The sequence below is a fragment of the Aequorivita sp. KMM 9714 genome (assembly GCF_011065475.1).
Taxonomy (GTDB): Bacteria; Bacteroidota; Bacteroidia; order Flavobacteriales; family Flavobacteriaceae; genus Aequorivita; species Aequorivita sinensis.
The window spans coordinates 384847-401454 of record NZ_JAAGRO010000002.1 but is presented as its reverse complement, the minus strand read 5'-3'; the positions used below and the strand labels follow the sequence as shown (position 1 = coordinate 401454).

Annotated in this window: 17 protein-coding genes; 8 read left to right on the top strand and 9 right to left on the bottom strand. The window is 34.0% G+C overall.

Annotation, left to right across the window (positions count from 1 at the left end):
* The first annotated feature begins 103 nt into the window (after window positions 1-103).
* A complete protein-coding gene (locus tag G3A46_RS08100; RefSeq protein ID WP_139854982.1) occupies window positions 104-721 on the top strand; it encodes an L-threonylcarbamoyladenylate synthase in 618 nt (205 codons plus the stop codon).
* 26 nt (window positions 722-747) lie between these two features.
* On the opposite strand, the gene G3A46_RS08095 is transcribed toward G3A46_RS08100, so the two are convergent.
* The 4 genes from G3A46_RS08095 to G3A46_RS08080 all read right to left on the bottom strand — a co-directional run bounded on the left by G3A46_RS08095 (window position 748) and on the right by G3A46_RS08080 (window position 3648).
* Window positions 748-1086 carry a hypothetical protein gene (locus G3A46_RS08095; protein ID WP_165148572.1) on the bottom strand — a complete coding sequence of 113 codons (339 nt, stop codon included), beginning with the start codon at window positions 1084-1086 and terminating at the stop codon, window positions 748-750.
* A 125-nt stretch (window positions 1087-1211) separates the two neighbouring features.
* On the bottom strand, window positions 1212-2075 hold the full coding sequence (locus G3A46_RS08090; protein ID WP_165148569.1) for an OmpA family protein: 864 nt from the start codon (window positions 2073-2075) through the stop codon (window positions 1212-1214).
* 100 nt (window positions 2076-2175) lie between these two features.
* Window positions 2176-3168: a glycosyltransferase family 2 protein gene (locus G3A46_RS08085; protein ID WP_165148566.1), complete on the bottom strand. Its 993-nt coding sequence runs from the start codon at window positions 3166-3168 to the stop codon at window positions 2176-2178.
* Window positions 3169-3204: 36 nt separating this feature from the next.
* Window positions 3205-3648 (bottom strand): type I restriction enzyme HsdR N-terminal domain-containing protein, encoded by a 444-nt coding sequence (locus G3A46_RS08080; RefSeq protein ID WP_165148563.1) that lies wholly within the window; start codon window positions 3646-3648, stop codon window positions 3205-3207.
* A gap of 86 nt (window positions 3649-3734) precedes the next feature.
* Here G3A46_RS08080 and holA point away from each other — a divergent pair, with 86 nt between their 5' ends.
* Window positions 3735-4739: a DNA polymerase III subunit delta gene (holA, locus tag G3A46_RS08075; protein WP_165148560.1), complete on the top strand. Its 1005-nt coding sequence runs from the start codon at window positions 3735-3737 to the stop codon at window positions 4737-4739.
* Between the two features lie 30 nt (window positions 4740-4769).
* Here holA and G3A46_RS08070 read toward each other — a convergent pair whose 3' ends face one another.
* The gene (locus tag G3A46_RS08070; protein WP_165148557.1) at window positions 4770-5147 is read right to left on the bottom strand and encodes a DoxX family protein; all 378 of its coding nucleotides are present in this window, start codon (window positions 5145-5147) and stop codon (window positions 4770-4772) included.
* Window positions 5148-5261: 114 nt separating this feature from the next.
* On the opposite strand from G3A46_RS08070, the gene menA reads away from it, so the two are divergent.
* Genes menA through G3A46_RS08045 form a run of 5 tightly spaced genes read left to right on the top strand, consistent with a single transcriptional unit; the run spans window position 5262 to window position 10068 of the window.
* Window positions 5262-6221, top strand: coding sequence for a 1,4-dihydroxy-2-naphthoate octaprenyltransferase (gene menA / locus G3A46_RS08065; protein ID WP_165148554.1), 960 nt, complete (start codon window positions 5262-5264; stop codon window positions 6219-6221).
* A 14-nt stretch (window positions 6222-6235) separates the two neighbouring features.
* Entirely contained in the window at window positions 6236-6916 is a 681-nt protein-coding gene (locus G3A46_RS08060) for a metal-dependent hydrolase (protein ID WP_165148551.1), read from the top strand.
* A 41-nt stretch (window positions 6917-6957) separates the two neighbouring features.
* Window positions 6958-7992: an o-succinylbenzoate synthase gene (locus G3A46_RS08055; protein ID WP_165148931.1), complete on the top strand. Its 1035-nt coding sequence runs from the start codon at window positions 6958-6960 to the stop codon at window positions 7990-7992.
* Between the two features lie 37 nt (window positions 7993-8029).
* Window positions 8030-9001: a CPBP family intramembrane glutamic endopeptidase gene (locus tag G3A46_RS08050; protein WP_165148548.1), complete on the top strand. Its 972-nt coding sequence runs from the start codon at window positions 8030-8032 to the stop codon at window positions 8999-9001.
* On the top strand, window positions 9001-10068 hold the full coding sequence (locus tag G3A46_RS08045) for an AMP-binding protein (RefSeq protein ID WP_165148545.1): 1068 nt from the start codon (window positions 9001-9003) through the stop codon (window positions 10066-10068). Before G3A46_RS08050 ends, G3A46_RS08045 begins: the two co-directional genes overlap by 1 nt.
* 24 nt (window positions 10069-10092) lie before the next feature.
* Here the strand turns inward: G3A46_RS08045 and G3A46_RS08040 are convergent, their stop codons facing one another.
* The 4 genes from G3A46_RS08040 to G3A46_RS08025 form a co-directional block, all read right to left on the bottom strand.
* Entirely contained in the window at window positions 10093-11709 is a 1617-nt protein-coding gene (locus G3A46_RS08040; RefSeq protein ID WP_165148928.1) for an FMN-binding glutamate synthase family protein, read from the bottom strand.
* Between the two features lie 184 nt (window positions 11710-11893).
* Window positions 11894-12385, bottom strand: a complete 492-nt coding sequence (locus G3A46_RS08035) for a DNA starvation/stationary phase protection protein (RefSeq protein ID WP_165148542.1) — start codon at window positions 12383-12385, stop codon at window positions 11894-11896.
* A gap of 374 nt (window positions 12386-12759) precedes the next feature.
* Entirely contained in the window at window positions 12760-14868 is a 2109-nt protein-coding gene (locus G3A46_RS08030) for a tetratricopeptide repeat protein (protein WP_165148539.1), read from the bottom strand.
* A gap of 170 nt (window positions 14869-15038) precedes the next feature.
* On the bottom strand, window positions 15039-15722 hold the full coding sequence (locus G3A46_RS08025) for an NAD-dependent deacylase (protein WP_165148925.1): 684 nt from the start codon (window positions 15720-15722) through the stop codon (window positions 15039-15041).
* Between the two features lie 215 nt (window positions 15723-15937).
* Here G3A46_RS08025 and G3A46_RS08020 point away from each other — a divergent pair, with 215 nt between their 5' ends.
* The gene (locus G3A46_RS08020; protein ID WP_165148536.1) at window positions 15938-16591 is read left to right on the top strand and encodes an RNA methyltransferase; all 654 of its coding nucleotides are present in this window, start codon (window positions 15938-15940) and stop codon (window positions 16589-16591) included.
* Window positions 16592-16608 lie beyond the last annotated feature (17 nt).

The following is a 16608-nucleotide window of genomic DNA, read 5'->3' as shown; positions in this document are numbered from 1 at the left end:
GTTGTTTTCTATAACGTAATTATTTTATCTTTATGTTAAGTCAACACTCGATTAGTTGTTATTTCTTTAAAATTGGATTATATTTAAATTAAAATACCGCGCTATGGCTGAATTCATTAAAATTTACGAAGAGAATCCGAATCCGAAGGAAATTAAACGCGTTGTAAAAATTCTTCGCGATGGTGGTGTTATTATATATCCTAGTGATACTGTTTACGCGCTTGGTTGCGATATAAAAAATACCCGAGCGATGGAAAGGGTGGCTCAGCTAAGGGGGGTAAAACTTGAAAAGGCTAACTTTTCATTCGTATGTGAAGATTTGAGTAATCTTAGTGATTACGTAAAGCAGATTGATACTTCTACATTTAAGTTGCTTAAGAGAAATTTACCTGGTCCATATACCTTCATTTTACCTGGAAATAATAACCTTCCTACAGTGTTTAAAAAGAAAAAGGAAGTGGGAATTCGCGTGCCAGATAATGCTATTACTCAGGCAATAGTTCATGAACTCGGTAACCCAATTATTTCTACATCTATAAAAGATGAGGATGAGGTGATAGAATACACAACCGATCCTGAACTTATATTAGAGAAGTGGGGTAACTTAGTCGATTTAGTTATTGATGGCGGTTATGGTGGTAATATTGCCTCTACAGTGATTGATCTTACCGGTGATGAACCAGAAGTTATTCGTGAAGGGAAGGGTAGTCTTGAACTTTAAATAATTTATCTTTCTTGAAACACTTGTTATTTTTGTAACAACTGCTTTAACCCGCGATAAATATTTTGTTCTAGTATATCCATTTCACCGTCTACTAAAAATAATTGTTTAATACTTCTAAAGGCTTCATCAATTTCCTCTTTTGAATAGTTGAAACGTTCAATAGCGGCATGTATCTTTTGGATTTGCTGATAATCGTTATCGTTTTCAAATTCTTTTCGAATTTTTTGATACTTCTTATCTCCAACCCTAGATTTTATATATTCCTTTTCTTCTTTAGAAACACTAAAATCTGCATGAGCACAATAGAGTAGTATATACCCTTTAAGCTCTTCGTGAGTCCAAGTCGTGGTGAAATCTTCCATAGCATTTCTCTTTAATTAATTAGCACTATACAAGATACAAAATATCGAGGAGGTTTTCCAATTATAAAAAAACAAAAAACCCAGCCTGTTATGGCTGGGTTTAGTTTTAAAGGTTTTCAGAAAGATTAACTTCCAGAAGCCTCAAGGTTTTTCATTTCTTTTTCAATCATATCGTAGAATTGATCGATCTTAGGAAGTACTAAAATACGAGTACGTCTGTTTGTAGCTCTGTTTTCAGCAGTTGTATTAGGAACTAAAGGAACGTATTCTGAACGACCTGCAGCAACTAAACGACCTGGTTCAACTCCAAGTTTCTGAAGCTCTCTAACGATAGCTGTAGCACGCTTCACACTTAAATCCCAGTTGTCTATTAAATCACCTCTTTTTCTATAAGGCACGTTGTCTGTATGTCCTTCAACCATAGCTTCAAAATTAGGCTTGCCGTTGATTACTTTTGCAACTTTACCTAAAATCTCAGTAGCTCTAGTAGAAATATCGTAGCTTCCACTTCTAAAGATTACTTTGTCTGATAGTGAAATATAAACTACACCTTTTTCAACATTTACTTCAATGTCTGGGTCGTTTATACCAACTTCTTTCTTAAGACTTGTAACAAGTGCAAGAGTTACACTATCTTTCTTGTTAAGTGCATCTTGAAGACGGCTAATTTTAAGATCTTTTTCTTTTAAGCTCTCTAAAGACTTTTCAAGGTTTGTAGCTCCTTTTGAAGTTAACATTGTAAGCTCTTTTGAACTTTGGATAAGATCAGCATTAGTTTGTCTCATGTCTGCCAATCGCTCTTCAAGTTGTTTTGCACGAGCATTTAAAGCTGCTCTTTCAGCAAGACAGTCATTAAGTTTAACTGTTGCAGTGTTTAAAAGATCTTGGGTATTTTTTTGTTTTGCTTCAAGCTCAGTGTACTTCTTTTTTGAAACACAAGAAGTGAATACTAAACCTGAACACATTGCTAAAATCAATAGTTTCTTCATAGTTTGTAGGTATTATGTTTAGATTGTTGTTTTAAAATTTAATCAAGAACAAAAATATTAAAATAGCGCTCTAGGAAGAAACGATTAACAATACTTTAGGTTAAAGTTTCTCGAAATTTTGTCTTTTTTTTATAAAGTATTGATAAACAATGGATTTTATTTCGAAATATTCAAAATTTGAAGCATATTCTCTACGTTTTTTGATAAATTTAGGAAGTAAGCCATAAAAATTAAAGTGAGCTTTTACAATTGCAATACAATGTTTGGGTTTTCCTTTCAATAGAAATTGTATACCTGCAACACCATCCAATATAAAACGCACCAAAATCGTAAAAATAACCTCTGTGCCTTTTACATTCTTTAATAAGTTTAATAGTGAATTTCGGAAGTTATAAAAGGTTTTTTTAGGATTTACAGCATCCAATGTTGCACCACCTACGTGAAATACTTTTGATGCTCCTATGTAAACTACCTTTCCTCCTTTAGAATTTAAACGCCAGCAAAGATCAATTTCTTCTTGATGGGCAAAGTAATCTTCATCGAGAGCTCCTGCATTCCAAAAAGCAGCAGACCTAACAAAAAGACAAGCCCCAGATGCCCAAAAAATTGTAGCAGTATCATTGTATTGACCGCTATCTTTTTCCAAAGTGTTGAAAATACGTCCGCGACAATAAGGATATGCATACTTATCTACAAAGCCTCCTGCAGCACCAGCATATTCAAAATACTCTTTATTTTTATAGTCTAAAATTTTAGGTTGTGCAGCAACAACTAAAGGATTACTTTCAAATTGTGAAATTATAGGTTGTAACCAATTCTCTGTTACTTCTACATCACTATTAAGAAGAACAAAGATATCTTCAGAAAGTGTTTTTAAAGCATCATTATAGCCTTTAGCATACCCACCATTTACACTGTTCTGAATAATTTTAACCGTAGGAAAATTTTCAGAAACGTATTTAACCGAGTCGTCAGTAGAGGCATTATCTGCTACATAAATCGTCGCTTCCTTTGAAAATGCTACAACTGATGGAAGAAATTTTTGTAATAAACTCTTTCCATTCCAATTTAAGATGACTACGGCTACTTTCACGTTGTAAAGATAGATTTTTAGGGGGTTTTTATGAATTTATTTATAGTTCGGAATGTCTTTTAGGAAAACATAGCGTTCGTTTTCATAATCCATCTGGCAGTAGTAATGCTCTAACCCGTTGGTAACCATTAAATAACTAGCGTTTAAAGCCAGATTGTATCTAGCAATCTGATCAAAAGTGATTTGAGTAATCGGTATAGAAGGCGCCTTACATTCCACAATCAGAAATATGCTCCCGTCATTGTTAAAAACCACAATATCATAACGCTTGGTTGTATTGTTCAGTTTTAATTGCTTTTCAACATTTATAAGACTTTTTGGATATTTTTTTTCTTGTAAAAGAAATTGAACTACGTGTAAACGCACCCATTCTTCGGGAGTAAGTACCACGAACTTTTTTCTAATTTCATCAAAAACCAATGTTTTATTTTCGCTACTTTTGAAGCGGAAGGAATACTGTGGAAAATTCAATTTTTGCATTTGCAAAGATTCAAAAATTAAAATTTAAATTTCAAAATTAGATTTCTTCTAATTAAAATCTTCAATCGTTAATCGTAAATCGTCCAATGCCACTCGACAAAGTAAAGTCCATTATAACTGATATAAAAAACGGAAAAACAAAACCTATCTATTTTTTGATGGGTGAAGAGCCGTATTATATTGATGGGATATCTAAATATATAGAAGAGAATGTTTTATCTGAAGAGGAAAAAGGGTTCAACCAAATGGTGCTTTATGGTCGTGATGTTTCTGTTGATGAAATAATCAGCAATGCCAAACGCTTTCCGATGATGGCGGAAAAACAAGTTATTATTGTTAAAGAAGCGCAAGACCTATTTCGCACAATTGAAAACCTTGTGCCTTATGCCGATAATCCACAACCAACTACTATATTAGTACTTTGTTATAAATACAAAACCTTAGATAAACGTAAAAAGCTCGCAAAAACCATCGCTAAAAACGGAGTTATTTTTGAAAGTAAAAAACTTTACGACAATCAAGTTCCGGATTGGATTAAGCGAGTTTTAGCGGGTAAAGGGTATACCATTACTCCCAAAGCAGCCCAAATGCTTGTCGAATTTCTTGGTAACGACTTAAGCAAAGTAAATAACGAATTAGAAAAACTTCAGTTGATTCTAAAACCTGGAGAACAAATTACACCTCAAATAATTGAAGAAAATATTGGAATAAGTAAGGACTTCAATAATTTCGAACTTCAAAATGCAATAGGATCTAAGGATATAAAGAAGGCATTTGCAATTATTCAATACTTCTCGCAAAACCCGAAAAACAATCCGCTGGTGATGACAATTGCATTACTGTATAGTTTTTTCTCAAAATTATTGAAATACCACGCGCTTTCAAACAAAGGTGAAGCAGCTAAAGTATTAGGAGTACATCCGTTTTTTGTAAAAGATTATCAAACAGCAGCAGCAAATTACCCAATGAAAAAGGTGAGTGCAATTATTGCGGCCATTCGTGAAGTTGATATGAAAAGCAAAGGGGTAGGTGCAGCAAACGTTCCACAAGGCGACTTGCTGAAGGAGTTGCTGGTAAAGATTTTCAATTAACTTTTATCGTTCAATTCTAAATAGAACAACTTATTTCTTATCTATAGAAAACTTTCCTGGACCTAGTAAAGCAATTGCAATAAATCCAATTAAAAATAAGATAGCTTTTTCTTTTACTGCAAAAGGGTCATTTGCGTGTACGATAAAAGCTGCAACCGCCATTGTAATAATTACGGGAATTGAAGATAGACGAGTTTTAAATCCAATAATAATCAGAATTGGGAATATTACTTCGCTAAGTACGGCTAAAATTAAAGAAGCTGGCTCTCCCACACCAATAGGGTCTCTAAAAGTTAAATCTCCAGCAAGTAATTTCTGCAATTTTGGTAATCCGTGAGTAAGCATCAAACCACCAAAACCTAAGCGTAACAGCAGTAAGGCAATATTGTTAAAACTAGATTTATTCATTCGTTTTTAATTTTATAGATGCGAATATAAAAAAAATGAATCTAGAAAGCACTAATTCAAAAAATTGGAGCAGCACTTTTTTAAATGTATTTTTGCGAGCCAAATAAACAGTGAATGAAAAAAATTAAGGCTTGGTTTGCTGCCGCTAGATTACGTACCCTTCCACTTTCGGTTTCGGGAATTATCATAGGAGCAACTGCTGGAATAATTCAGAGAAATCATGTATTACAGTCTCAAGCTGACCTCGATTTTGGAGGGGTAGAATACTTAACTCACTCAACTGTATTAAGTTCTCCTATTTTTTGGCTAGCGATTATGGTTACTGTTGGCTTTCAAGTTCTGTCCAATTTTGCAAATGATTATGGCGATGGTGTTCGCGGAACCGATGCTAAAAGAGAAGGCGAAAAACGAATGGTTGCTTCGGGAATTATTACACCAAAGCAAATGAAAATTGGAATGTTTGTGGTGGGAGCATTCACTTTCTTGTTGGCGACTTTCTTAATTTTCTTAGCCTTCGGAAATGAAAACTTTATAATTTCTTTTATATTTTTTAATCTCACAATTGCATCTATTGTAGCAGCGGTAAAATATACAGTTGGTAAAAAAGCTTATGGATACTCGGGCTTAGGAGATATTTTTGTATTTCTGTTCTTCGGATTATTAAGTGTATTAGGTAGTTACTTCTTGTTTACACATAATTTAAAATGGGAATTACTGTTGCCAGCCATAGCCGTAGGTTGTTTTAGCACTGCAGTGTTAAATTTGAATAATATGCGCGATATTGATAACGATGCTGCTGCTGGTAAAAACACTTTAGTAGTAAAACTTGGTATAGACAAAGCTAAAAGATATCACGCCTTTTTATTGATGTTTGGAATTGCTTGTGCTATTCTTTATACTGCATTGAATTATCGAGAAGCATTGCAATTTGTTTATGTTATTGCTTTTATTCCTTTTTTATTAAACATTAAAACCGTGTTTAATAACAAAATTCCAAGATTGTTAGACGCCGAATTAAAAAAGGTTGCTCTAGGCACTTTTTTGTTTGCTGTCTTGTTTAGTATATTTATGTAGAAAAAACACATATTATGAAAATTACATATTACGGACATAATTGCTTAGCCCTTGAAATTAAAGGGAAACACATTTTAGTAGATCCATTTATATCTGGAAACGAACTTGCAAAAGATAAAGTAGATGTTGACTCCCTAAAGGCAGATTACATTTTACTTACTCACGCACATCAGGATCACACCCTAGATGCTGCAAATATTGCCAGAAGAACGGGGGCAATAATTGTAAGTAATTTTGAAATTGCAACACATTACGAAAAAAAGGGTATCGAGGTTCATCCTATGAATCACGGCGGTAGCTGGAAATTCGATTTTGGAAATGTAAAATACGTTACAGCTATTCACACAAGTTCTTTTCCTGATGGTAGCTATGGTGGACAACCTGGCGGATTCGTTATTGAGGGCGAACATAAAAACATTTACATAGCAGGTGATACAGCCTTAACTATGGATATGAAATTGATTCCTCTGCGAACTAAATTAGACTTAGCAATTCTACCTATTGGAGATAATTTTACAATGGGAATAGACGATGCTATTATTGCTAGTGATTTTGTTCAATGCGATAAGGTTCTGGGTGTTCATTACGATACATTTGGCTATATAGAAATAGACCACGAGGAGGCAAAGCGTAAGTTTTATGACGCTAATAAAGATTTAATGTTATTCGAAATCGGGGAGTTTATTGATTTATAATTCTAACTTTTCCCTAAGCATAGGCAAGGGGTTGTTTAATGATTAAAGCACATTTCAAAAAACATATTCTAAACTTTAAACGCCCGAGTGGAACCTCTCGAGGCGTTTTAAATACTAAAGAAACTTTTTTCATTATCCTGAAAACTGAAAACAGTTTTGGAGTAGGAGAGTGTGGTATTTTAAGAGGTTTAAGTATTGACGACCGCCCAGATTACGAAGAGAAACTTCAATGGGTATGCGATAATATTAATTTTGGCAAAGATAAACTCTACGAAGCTTTAACAGAGTTTCCATCTATTCAGTTTGGGGTTGAAGCTGCTTTCCAATCTTTAAACTCCAAAAATCCTTTTGAAATCTTTCCTTCAGAATTTACGCGTGGAGAAAAAGCTATTCCGATTAATGGTTTAGTTTGGATGGGGGATAAAAGCTTTATGAAAGAACAAATTTCAGAAAAGCTAAAGCAAGGCTTCACTTGCATCAAAATGAAAATTGGAGCTATCGACTTTAAAACTGAAATAGAACTTTTAAAATCCATAAGGAAAGAGTTTTCACCACAAGAAGTAGAACTTAGGGTAGATGCAAATGGTGCATTTTCACCTAAGGAAGCTTTAGAAAAGTTGAAGGTATTATCAGATTTAGAATTACATTCTATCGAACAACCAATCAAACAAGGACAATGGCAAGAAATGGCGCGTCTTTGTGAAGATACACCGCTTTCTATAGCTTTAGATGAAGAGTTAATAGGGATATTTTCAGAAGAAGAGAAACAGAAGTTACTTGACACTATAAAACCGCAATACATTATTCTAAAACCTTCATTAATTGGTGGGATTCAGGGAAGTGATACTTGGATTCAATTAGCTGAAAAATACAATGCAGGTTGGTGGATTACCTCTGCCTTAGAAAGTAATATAGGTTTAAATACAATTTCACAATACACTTTTACAAAAAACAGTAAATTGCCTCAAGGTCTAGGTACAGGTAGTTTGTATACAAATAACATAGACAGCCCTCTTAACGTTGCAGATGGAGCTTTGCATTACGATGCAGAAGCAGAATGGAATTTTAAGTTTTAACAATCAAATCACTTTCATAAAAACAAACTTTTATAAAATGTACATAAAACAAGCTTTTAATTTTCTTCACGACTGGTGGCGTTATTTAGTAGGATTTCTAATTATTTTCATAGCAAGTCAATTAGGTTCAATTCCATTTTTGATTGCTGTAATGTTGAAAGTAATGACTGAAGGTGGAGATATAGAATCGGTACAAGATCCTGGTGTTTTGATGACGGTATTAGATTCGAACTTAACCTTTTTCCTGATGTTGTTAAGTTTTGCTGTAGGCTTGGCGGCAATTATTTTGGTGGTGAAATACCTACATAAACAACCTTTTGTAACCTTAACAACTTCGCGTAAAAAGACCGATTGGGGAAGAGTTTTTTTTGGTTTTGGGCTAATTACAATAACGACTTTGGTAGTTACATTGTTAGATTACAACAGCAATCCAGAAGATTATGTAATTCAATTTGAATTAGTGCCATTTTTAATTTTAGCATTAATAGCAGTGGTAATGATACCCTTACAAACCAGTTTTGAGGAATATCTTTTTCGAGGTTATTTAATGCAGGGAATCGGTGTTATTGTTAAAAATAAATGGATTCCTTTGGTTGTAACATCTGTAATATTTGGTGCGCTGCACCTAGCAAATCCAGAGGTTGACAAACTAGGGAATGTTATTATGATATATTATATCGGGACAGGGTTTTTCCTAGGAATTATGACCTTAATGGATGAAGGAATGGAGCTTGCTCTCGGATTTCACGCAGGGAACAACTTAATTACAGCACTACTAGTAACTGCAGATTGGACGGTATTTCAAACTAACTCAATTTTTAAAGATGTTTCCGATCCTTCTGCTGGATTTGATGTAGTTGCCCCGGTATTGATTATCTACCCAATTTTCCTGCTTTTAATGGCGTGGCGCTATAAATGGACAGATTGGAGTGGAAAACTATTTGGTAGAGTTGAAGAGCCAATAGTTGTAATTGAAGAAAATGAATCTAATTCAACTTATATAGATTAGTGAAACGTTTGCTACATCCAAGTTTTAGATTAAATGGAGAAGCTTTTTCTACTGAAAAAGGTTTGAAGAAGCACGCCGAATATTTACTCAATAGCAAGGAAGAATACGAAGTAGCAATTGGAAGTTTCATTTTAGAATGGCTAGATGAAAAGGATTTTATTACCGTTAAAACTTCTGGGTCTACAGGTACTCCTAAAGTTCTTAAACTTCAGAAAGATCATGTTTTTAACAGTGCCACTGCAACTGTAAATTACTTCGACTTAAAAGAAAACTGTAAAGCGTTATTATGTCTTCCAGCAGCATATATTGCAGGAAAAATGATGCTTGTCCGCGGAATGATTGCAGGTTGGGATTTATATACTGAAGCACCTGTTAAAAGCCCGTTGGAAAATTTAGAAATAGACTTTGATTTTGCAGCCATGGTGCCTTATCAAGTTTTTCATTCGTTGAAAGATTTGCATAAAGTGAAGAAGTTAATTATAGGTGGGGGAGCTGTTTCAGTAGAACTAGAAAAAGAATTACAACTTCAAGATACACTAGCTTTTTCAACGTATGGGATGACAGAAACCATCACTCATATTGCAATCCGAGCTTTAAACGGAATTGATAAGTCTAAGGCTTTTAATGCGCTTCCTACAGTAAAGTTTTCTCAGACTTCGGAAGGGTGTTTACAAATATCAGCTCCTAAAATTTCAGAAGAATTAGTTGTAACCAATGATGTAGTTAATTTACTATCACCAACATCATTTATTTTCCTAGGAAGAATAGATAATGTTATTAATTCGGGAGGCGTTAAAGTTCATCCTGAAGAAGTTGAAGAAAAATTATCACTTCATATAGACACCCCATTTTTTATCGCTTCAGAAAAAGATGAGGCATTAGGGGAGCGAGTAATTATGATTGTTGAAGCTGAAAACACTTTAGAACTTAAGGACTTTTCAGAAGCTTTTACATCACTTTCTGCATACGAAAAGCCTAAAAAGGTTTATACCGTTCCACAGTTTATTTATACTGAAACTTCAAAAATTAAGAGAGTTGAGGTATTACAGACTTTAAACAAGGGTTAAGCTAACCAAGACTTTTTATAAGCTTTAGTAGCGAACTTTATTGTGTTTCTTCATCTCTTTAACTTCTTTTTTAGCTTCTTTTTCATGGAAATCTCCTCCTAGATATGGGCAATGTGCAAGAGCTTTCATACTCTCAAAAGGCACCGGTACTTTGTGATACATAAACGATTGGGCTAAGGTTTTAATAAGGTTCTTATCTCCAACGGTAAGATCTACATCATCCATGGTAAATTGTGCAGGATGCTCGTACCCACAGGCGTGAGTCATTTCTAAAAGTTCTTTTCTAAAGTTTTTAAAATAGAAATGCGCTCTTACAGATTTATCTTCAATATTTATTCCTCTTTGTAACCACTTATTTTGGGTAGCTACCCCTGTAGGACATTTGTTTGTGTGGCATTGTTGCGCTTGAATACATCCAACGCTCATCATAGCTTCACGAGCAACGTTTATTAGGTCTGCACCCATCGAGAAAGCCATAGCAGCCTTTGCAGGAAAACCTAGTTTACCGCTGCCAATAAAAACTACTCTATCACATAAGTCGTGTTTTTTAAAAATCTTATAAACTTCAGCAAAACCAAAGAGCCAAGGAAGCGAAACGTGGTCTGCAAAGCTAGGAGGGGCTGCACCGGTTCCACCTTCACCACCATCAATTGTAATAAAATCTGGACCTTTACCCGTTTCCTTCATTATTTTAGCCAACTCTTCCCATTCGTTTAATCTACCAACAGCCGATTTAATTCCAACAGGTAAGCCAGTTTCTTGAGCAATATCTTCAACAAAATCAAGTAAGCCTTTTACACCTTTAAAAGCTGAATGTGTAGGAGGAGACAATACATCTTTTCCAATAGGCACGTGTCTAATTTCAGCAAGTTCTTCCGTTATTTTAGCTCCCGGAAGAACACCGCCTTTCCCTGGTTTTGCTCCCTGAGAAAGTTTTACTTCTATAGCTCGAACCTGTGGGTTTTCATTTACCATTTTAACCATTTTCTCCATCGAGAATTTGCCTTCATCATCTCGAACCCCAAAATACCCTGTTCCGAAGTGAAACACTACATCGGCACCGGTTTTATGATATGGCGATAATCCACCTTCACCTGTATTGTGATACGCATAGGATAGCGCACAGCCTCTATTTAGTGATTCTACAGCACGTGCCGATAAAGAACCAAAGCTCATTGCAGAAACGTTTATAATAGATGTAGGGCGGTAAGGTCTGCGACGTTTATTATAGGCTCCCATAACTTTAGCACAAGGTAAAAAGTAAGGGTTTTTGTAATTCGGATTGTCTTTTTCAACCTTATAAGGTAATAACGCATTATTTATAAAAATATAGTTAGGCTCGTAAATATCACGGTCTGTACCAAAACCTTCGTAGTTATTTTGATTTTTTGCCGACGCATAAATCCAACCTCTTTCAATTCTATTAAATGGGAGTTCCTCTCTGTTGTTGGCAACTATATACTGTCTTAATTCAGGGCCAATACTTTCGAGCATGTAACGAATATGACCAACTATAGGAAAGTTGTGACTGATAGTGTGACGTTTATTAAAGAAAACATCACGTATGGCGATTATTGATAAAACTATAAGTATCCAAGCCCACCAAGGGATGTTCGACAAAAACTCTAATATTCCGTTCATCATTTTTGCTTATTAAATTTCAGGTTTCGAAAAGAAAGTTAATTAATTTTAAAACATAAAGGTATCAAATTTAAATGTTGATTTAGTAAAATTATTAACCATATTTCTGTGAATTTAATAAAAAAACCGTGTTAGAAATATATTTTTTCTAACACGGTTGCTAAACTAATAACTTAAGTACTTGTTAAGCTTCTGGATGATTATCGGTTGCTTTCATCAACCAAGCATCTAGCATCCAGCTAATTTTTTCTATGTGGCCAATAAAACCTCCAACCATATCAATTGTTCCTTCATCATCAGCGCTGCTAGCTTTCTCAACTACCTTACGCATCTGCTTTAAAAGTTTCCCATGATCGTCAAGTAGAATTTTCACCATTTCAACATCTTTAGTGTTTTCTGAAGATTCTTCTAGGTTACTCATTTTAATATAATCTGAAAGATTACTTGTAGGTTGAAAACGAAGGGTTAAAATTCTTTCTGCAATTTCATCTACCTTTAATTTGGCATCGTCATACATTTCTTCAAACTTTACGTGAAGTTCAAAAAAGTTACTTCCAACGATATTCCAGTGGAAATTACGTAGTTTTTGATAGTATAAATGGTAGTCTGCTAAAAGGACATTAAGTTCTTTTGCAATTGTTGCAGTTTTCTTTTTATCTAGATTTAAATAGCTCATATTTTTTTGTTTTAAGGTTTTCTCAAAAATAAGAAACTATTATACTGAAATCAATGTTTTAGAGGGGTTTAGCTTTATTTTAACGATAATAATCGAAGTAATTTCTTTTAAAACCTTTTAGCCCTTGTATTATATCTTGCCCTTTGTTTTGGGGATGATACTTATTAAAATAGATTTTAATTCTTGGTGAATCCATTGGCTAATCTTTCCTAATAAACTTAGACAAGGCATCGCGGGAGTTTGGCAAGCAACTTTTTGATCTGTAATAAGCCAATCTGCAATTTCCTCTCTCTTATTTCGACTAGTGTCAACTCCTGATAGTTTAAGCTTTAAAATATTTGAAAGTACGAGTGGATTTATTTAAACATTAAGACTTAAGCATGATTTACAGACATTTTACTTGGATGATTTCTGAAATAGTCCATAGTGTTGTTAAGTTCTAAAATTATTCGTGTACCTAAAGGCTTCCCTTCGTCGTCTTTCTTATCGATAATCTTATAATTAATTTTTCCTTCGTTCGTTTTATTGTAAAGTTCGATACGCTCCTTAATTATTCCCATCCCCATACTATTATGGCTTTTAATGGTGTTTATTTTATTTTTATTATCTCTTCCAGCGCCATTATCATCAATAATAATTTGTGTTGTGTTTTCATCGATATCTATATGAATACTTAACAACTTCTTTTTACGTGGGCTGGCTAACAAGCCATGCCAAATAGCATTTTCTAGGAACGGCTGAATTAATAATGGCGGAATTAAGACATCTTCAAGGTCTGGGTTCTCAATGCCCGAAATAACATATTTAAAGTCATTGGAGAACCTGTTTTCTTCGAGCTTAAGATAGTTTTCGGCTAACTCTAATTCTTCTTGTAGAGAGATAACTTGCTGTTTTGATGTTTCAAGTACCATTCTTGTGTAATGACTGAATATCCCTAAGTATTCAATTGCTTTACAGTTCTGTTCACTTTGTATGAGATAGGTAATGGCGTTAAGGCTGTTGAATATAAAATGAGGATTAATTTGAAGTCTAGTAACAAGAATTTCCGCTTGTGCTAAGTTTCGTTCGTAAATAGTAACCATTTTTTCTTTTTCAGCTTGATTTAAACGCTCATTAGCTGTTTTTCTAATACGGTAATTTCTATACTGCATAAAAAAGATAATCAATATCGCACCTAGTGCAATCGCTAAAAGGATGGTGATAATTTGTCTTCTCTTAAGTTCATCTTTCTGGGTATTCAAAAGCACTTGCTGTAAAGCTTTATCCTTTTCTAAAAATTGAATGTGACTTTCCTTTTTTTCTAAATTGTACTCCTGTGTAAGAGCTTCAATTTTTACGTTTTGTTCATTTATATTTATACTATCCTTATAAACCTGAGAGAGTTTAAAGTTTGATAATGCCGATTTATAATCTCCTCTTTGTTCAGAAACTTCAGAAAGCTTTAAAACATTTGTACTTATCATACCTAAGGCATTTAGGTTTTTAGAGAGTTCTAAGGATTGATTATAATAATCTTCGGCGCGATTTAATTCACTTTTCTTTAAATAGGTGTTCCCTAAATGTGTAAGAATTTCTGCTTGTCTGTGGATATTTTTAAGAGACTTGTACCCATCGGCAGAAGTTTGAAAATAAGTCACAGCTTTATCTAAATCTTTTCCTTCCTTTAACTTAGAAATCCCCATATACTCATAAGTAATAGCTATTCCAAATTCATCATTTCTATCTTGATTTAATTTTAAAAGTATTTTCAAATATTCATTAGCAGTCTTAAAATCACCTTTCACGATATAATAATCGCTAATAGAAAGATAGTTCATTGCAACTCCTAAGTCATTGCCTATATCTTGTTGTGCTTTTAAAGACCGTTCAAAATATGGTAAAGCTTCATTTTCACGTCCAGGTATATTGCTTAATGTGTTACCAATTCCGTTAGAAGAAATAGCTATGTTTTTTAAATTATTTTCGTCTTCGGCAATTTTTAAAGCTTGCATATAATAGAGAAATGCAGTGTCGTTATTATGATTGTATCGGCCCGCAACACCTGCATTATTCCCCATTATCATTTTGAAAATCGGGTCTACATCTTTATCTTTTATTAATTCAAAAGCTCTAGTGTGAAGTGATAGCGCTTGATCGTAACGTTGATGATAACGGTACAACAACCCAAGATTGTCTAAGGCTCTGGCGTATAATACCGTATCATTTATTCGCAATGCTCGATCTACTGCTTCCTTAGCGTGAAAGTATTCCGACTCTAGGTCGTGTTGCATTTTATGAATTCCCTTAGCTAAATTAATTTCCGCTAAAACTTTTAAGGAATCATTGGTTTCATTTTCAAAAGCCGTTTTCAAGCTGTCAATACGTGAATTGGATTGCCCTAATATTTCATTAGAAGTGCATAGGAATACTAAGGCTAACAGAGAAAATGTTATGCTTTTTATATTGCGTACCAAGGGGAGTGGGGAAATTATTTTTTGTTTCAAGGGGTGTAGATTTATATTCTGAAATTTATGAAAATAGAATAATTCTGAAGTATTTTTCTATCAAATCTATAAGGAATTTAAACTATAAAGTTAGAATGTTTGAATTATGTTGAAAAATACAAAAAAAATAATTTAGCATCTATTAAAACAGCAAATCTTATTATAGATATTTAGGACATACTCGCAAGTTTCTTTACAACTTTAGGAACACCTGTAGAGGCTTTTTCGGCATAAACTGAGATTTCTTTAGTTGGGTTTATTGAAGGATTGGGGTCTATAAAATAAACTTGAGCATCAGGTTTGGCATATTGTATCAAGCCTGCAGCGGGATATACTTGCATAGAAGTCCCTACAATAATTATAGCATCGGCATCTTCAATAATCTCAGAGGCAACTTCAATCATAGGAACCATTTCGCCAAACCAAACTATATGTGGGCGAAGTTGGTGGTTGTTTTCACAGCAATCACCTATGTTTAAGTCGTCCGTCCATTCTAAAATTAAATTTTCATCAACAGTGCTTCTTGCTTTTAGAAGTTCGCCGTGTAGATGAATAACATCAGTACTTCCGGCGCGTTCGTGAAGGTCGTCTACATTTTGAGTAATAATTGTTACATCGTGATGTTTTTCAAGTTCTGCCAACGCAATATGAGCACTGTTAGGTTCTACGGTTTGCAGCTGCCTTCTACGTTGATTGTAAAAATCGAGTACCAAGGCAGGATTACGCTTAAATCCTTCGGGTGAGGCTACTTCCATTATATCGTGATTTTCCCATAATCCGTTGCCATCTCTAAAAGTTTTTATGCCACTTTCTGCACTTACTCCAGCTCCTGATAATACTACAATTTTCATAATTTTTGCCCGCAATAACGGGGAGTTTTATTAATAGAATTCTTTACTAAGTTATTTAAAAATATGAATATAAGAAACCATCAATAAAACAAATACTTTTATCTTCGCAGATTTAAAATTGAATTTGAAATCTAAGTTGAAAAGTTGATTTTAATTCACAAACCTATAAACCCAAAACTCATTAGCTTTTCAAGTCGATTAATGAGCGAAATCGAAGTATGGATTTAGAACTTTTAGAATACCTTCAAACTTACCTTACAGAAAATAGAAAAGAGCGCTTTCAGGAAGTGCTATCAGAACGAACTCGCCATTTTACGGTAGTTACCGAAGATGTTTACCAACTCCATAATACAAGTGCTGTAATGCGTACTTGTGATGTTTTTGGTATTCAGGATTTACACGTTGTAGAAGAAAGAGTGAGCAAACGCATAGATAAAGAAATTGCTATGGGGGCCCAAAAATGGGTTTCGTTTAAAAGGCATAATGCAATAAAAAATTGTATTAGTGAGTTAAAAGATTCTGGATATCAAATAATTGCTACAACACCACATAAATCTTCAATGATGTTACATGATTTTGATGTGTCTAAGAAAAGTGCTTTTTTCTTCGGAAAAGAAAGTGATGGTTTAAGTGATACAGTGATGGAAGCAGCCGATGGTTTTTTAAAAATCCCAATGTACGGTTTTACTGAAAGCTTAAATATTTCAGTTTCTGCTGCAATTATTTTACAAAGTGTGGTTTCAAAACTGAAACAAAGTAATATTAATTGGCAGCTTTCAGAAGAAGAAAAACGTGAAATAGAACTTGAATGGGCTAAAAAAACTATAAAGTCTTCAGATGAAATTATTGAGCGTTATAAAAACTCTAAATAAGGAACTATAAATTCCAA

Bases quoted from the DNA above. Each gene is read 5' to 3' on its own strand.
- G3A46_RS08020 (WP_165148536.1), top strand. From the start codon at position 15,938: ATGGATTTAGAACTTTTAGAATACCTTCAAACTTACCTTACAGAAAAT.
- G3A46_RS08050 (WP_165148548.1), top strand. From the start codon at position 8,030: ATGTACATAAAACAAGCTTTTAATTTTCTTCACGACTGGTGGCGTTAT.
- G3A46_RS08060 (WP_165148551.1), top strand. From the start codon at position 6,236: ATGAAAATTACATATTACGGACATAATTGCTTAGCCCTTGAAATTAAA.
- G3A46_RS08100 (WP_139854982.1), top strand. From the start codon at position 104: ATGGCTGAATTCATTAAAATTTACGAAGAGAATCCGAATCCGAAGGAA.
- G3A46_RS08070 (WP_165148557.1), bottom strand. From the start codon at position 5,147: ATGAATAAATCTAGTTTTAACAATATTGCCTTACTGCTGTTACGCTTA.
- holA (WP_165148560.1), top strand. From the start codon at position 3,735: ATGCCACTCGACAAAGTAAAGTCCATTATAACTGATATAAAAAACGGA.
- G3A46_RS08095 (WP_165148572.1), bottom strand. From the start codon at position 1,086: ATGGAAGATTTCACCACGACTTGGACTCACGAAGAGCTTAAAGGGTAT.
- G3A46_RS08040 (WP_165148928.1), bottom strand. From the start codon at position 11,709: ATGAACGGAATATTAGAGTTTTTGTCGAACATCCCTTGGTGGGCTTGG.
- G3A46_RS08080 (WP_165148563.1), bottom strand. From the start codon at position 3,648: ATGCAAAAATTGAATTTTCCACAGTATTCCTTCCGCTTCAAAAGTAGC.
- menA (WP_165148554.1), top strand. From the start codon at position 5,262: ATGAAAAAAATTAAGGCTTGGTTTGCTGCCGCTAGATTACGTACCCTT.
- G3A46_RS08090 (WP_165148569.1), bottom strand. From the start codon at position 2,075: ATGAAGAAACTATTGATTTTAGCAATGTGTTCAGGTTTAGTATTCACT.
- G3A46_RS08035 (WP_165148542.1), bottom strand. From the start codon at position 12,385: ATGAGCTATTTAAATCTAGATAAAAAGAAAACTGCAACAATTGCAAAA.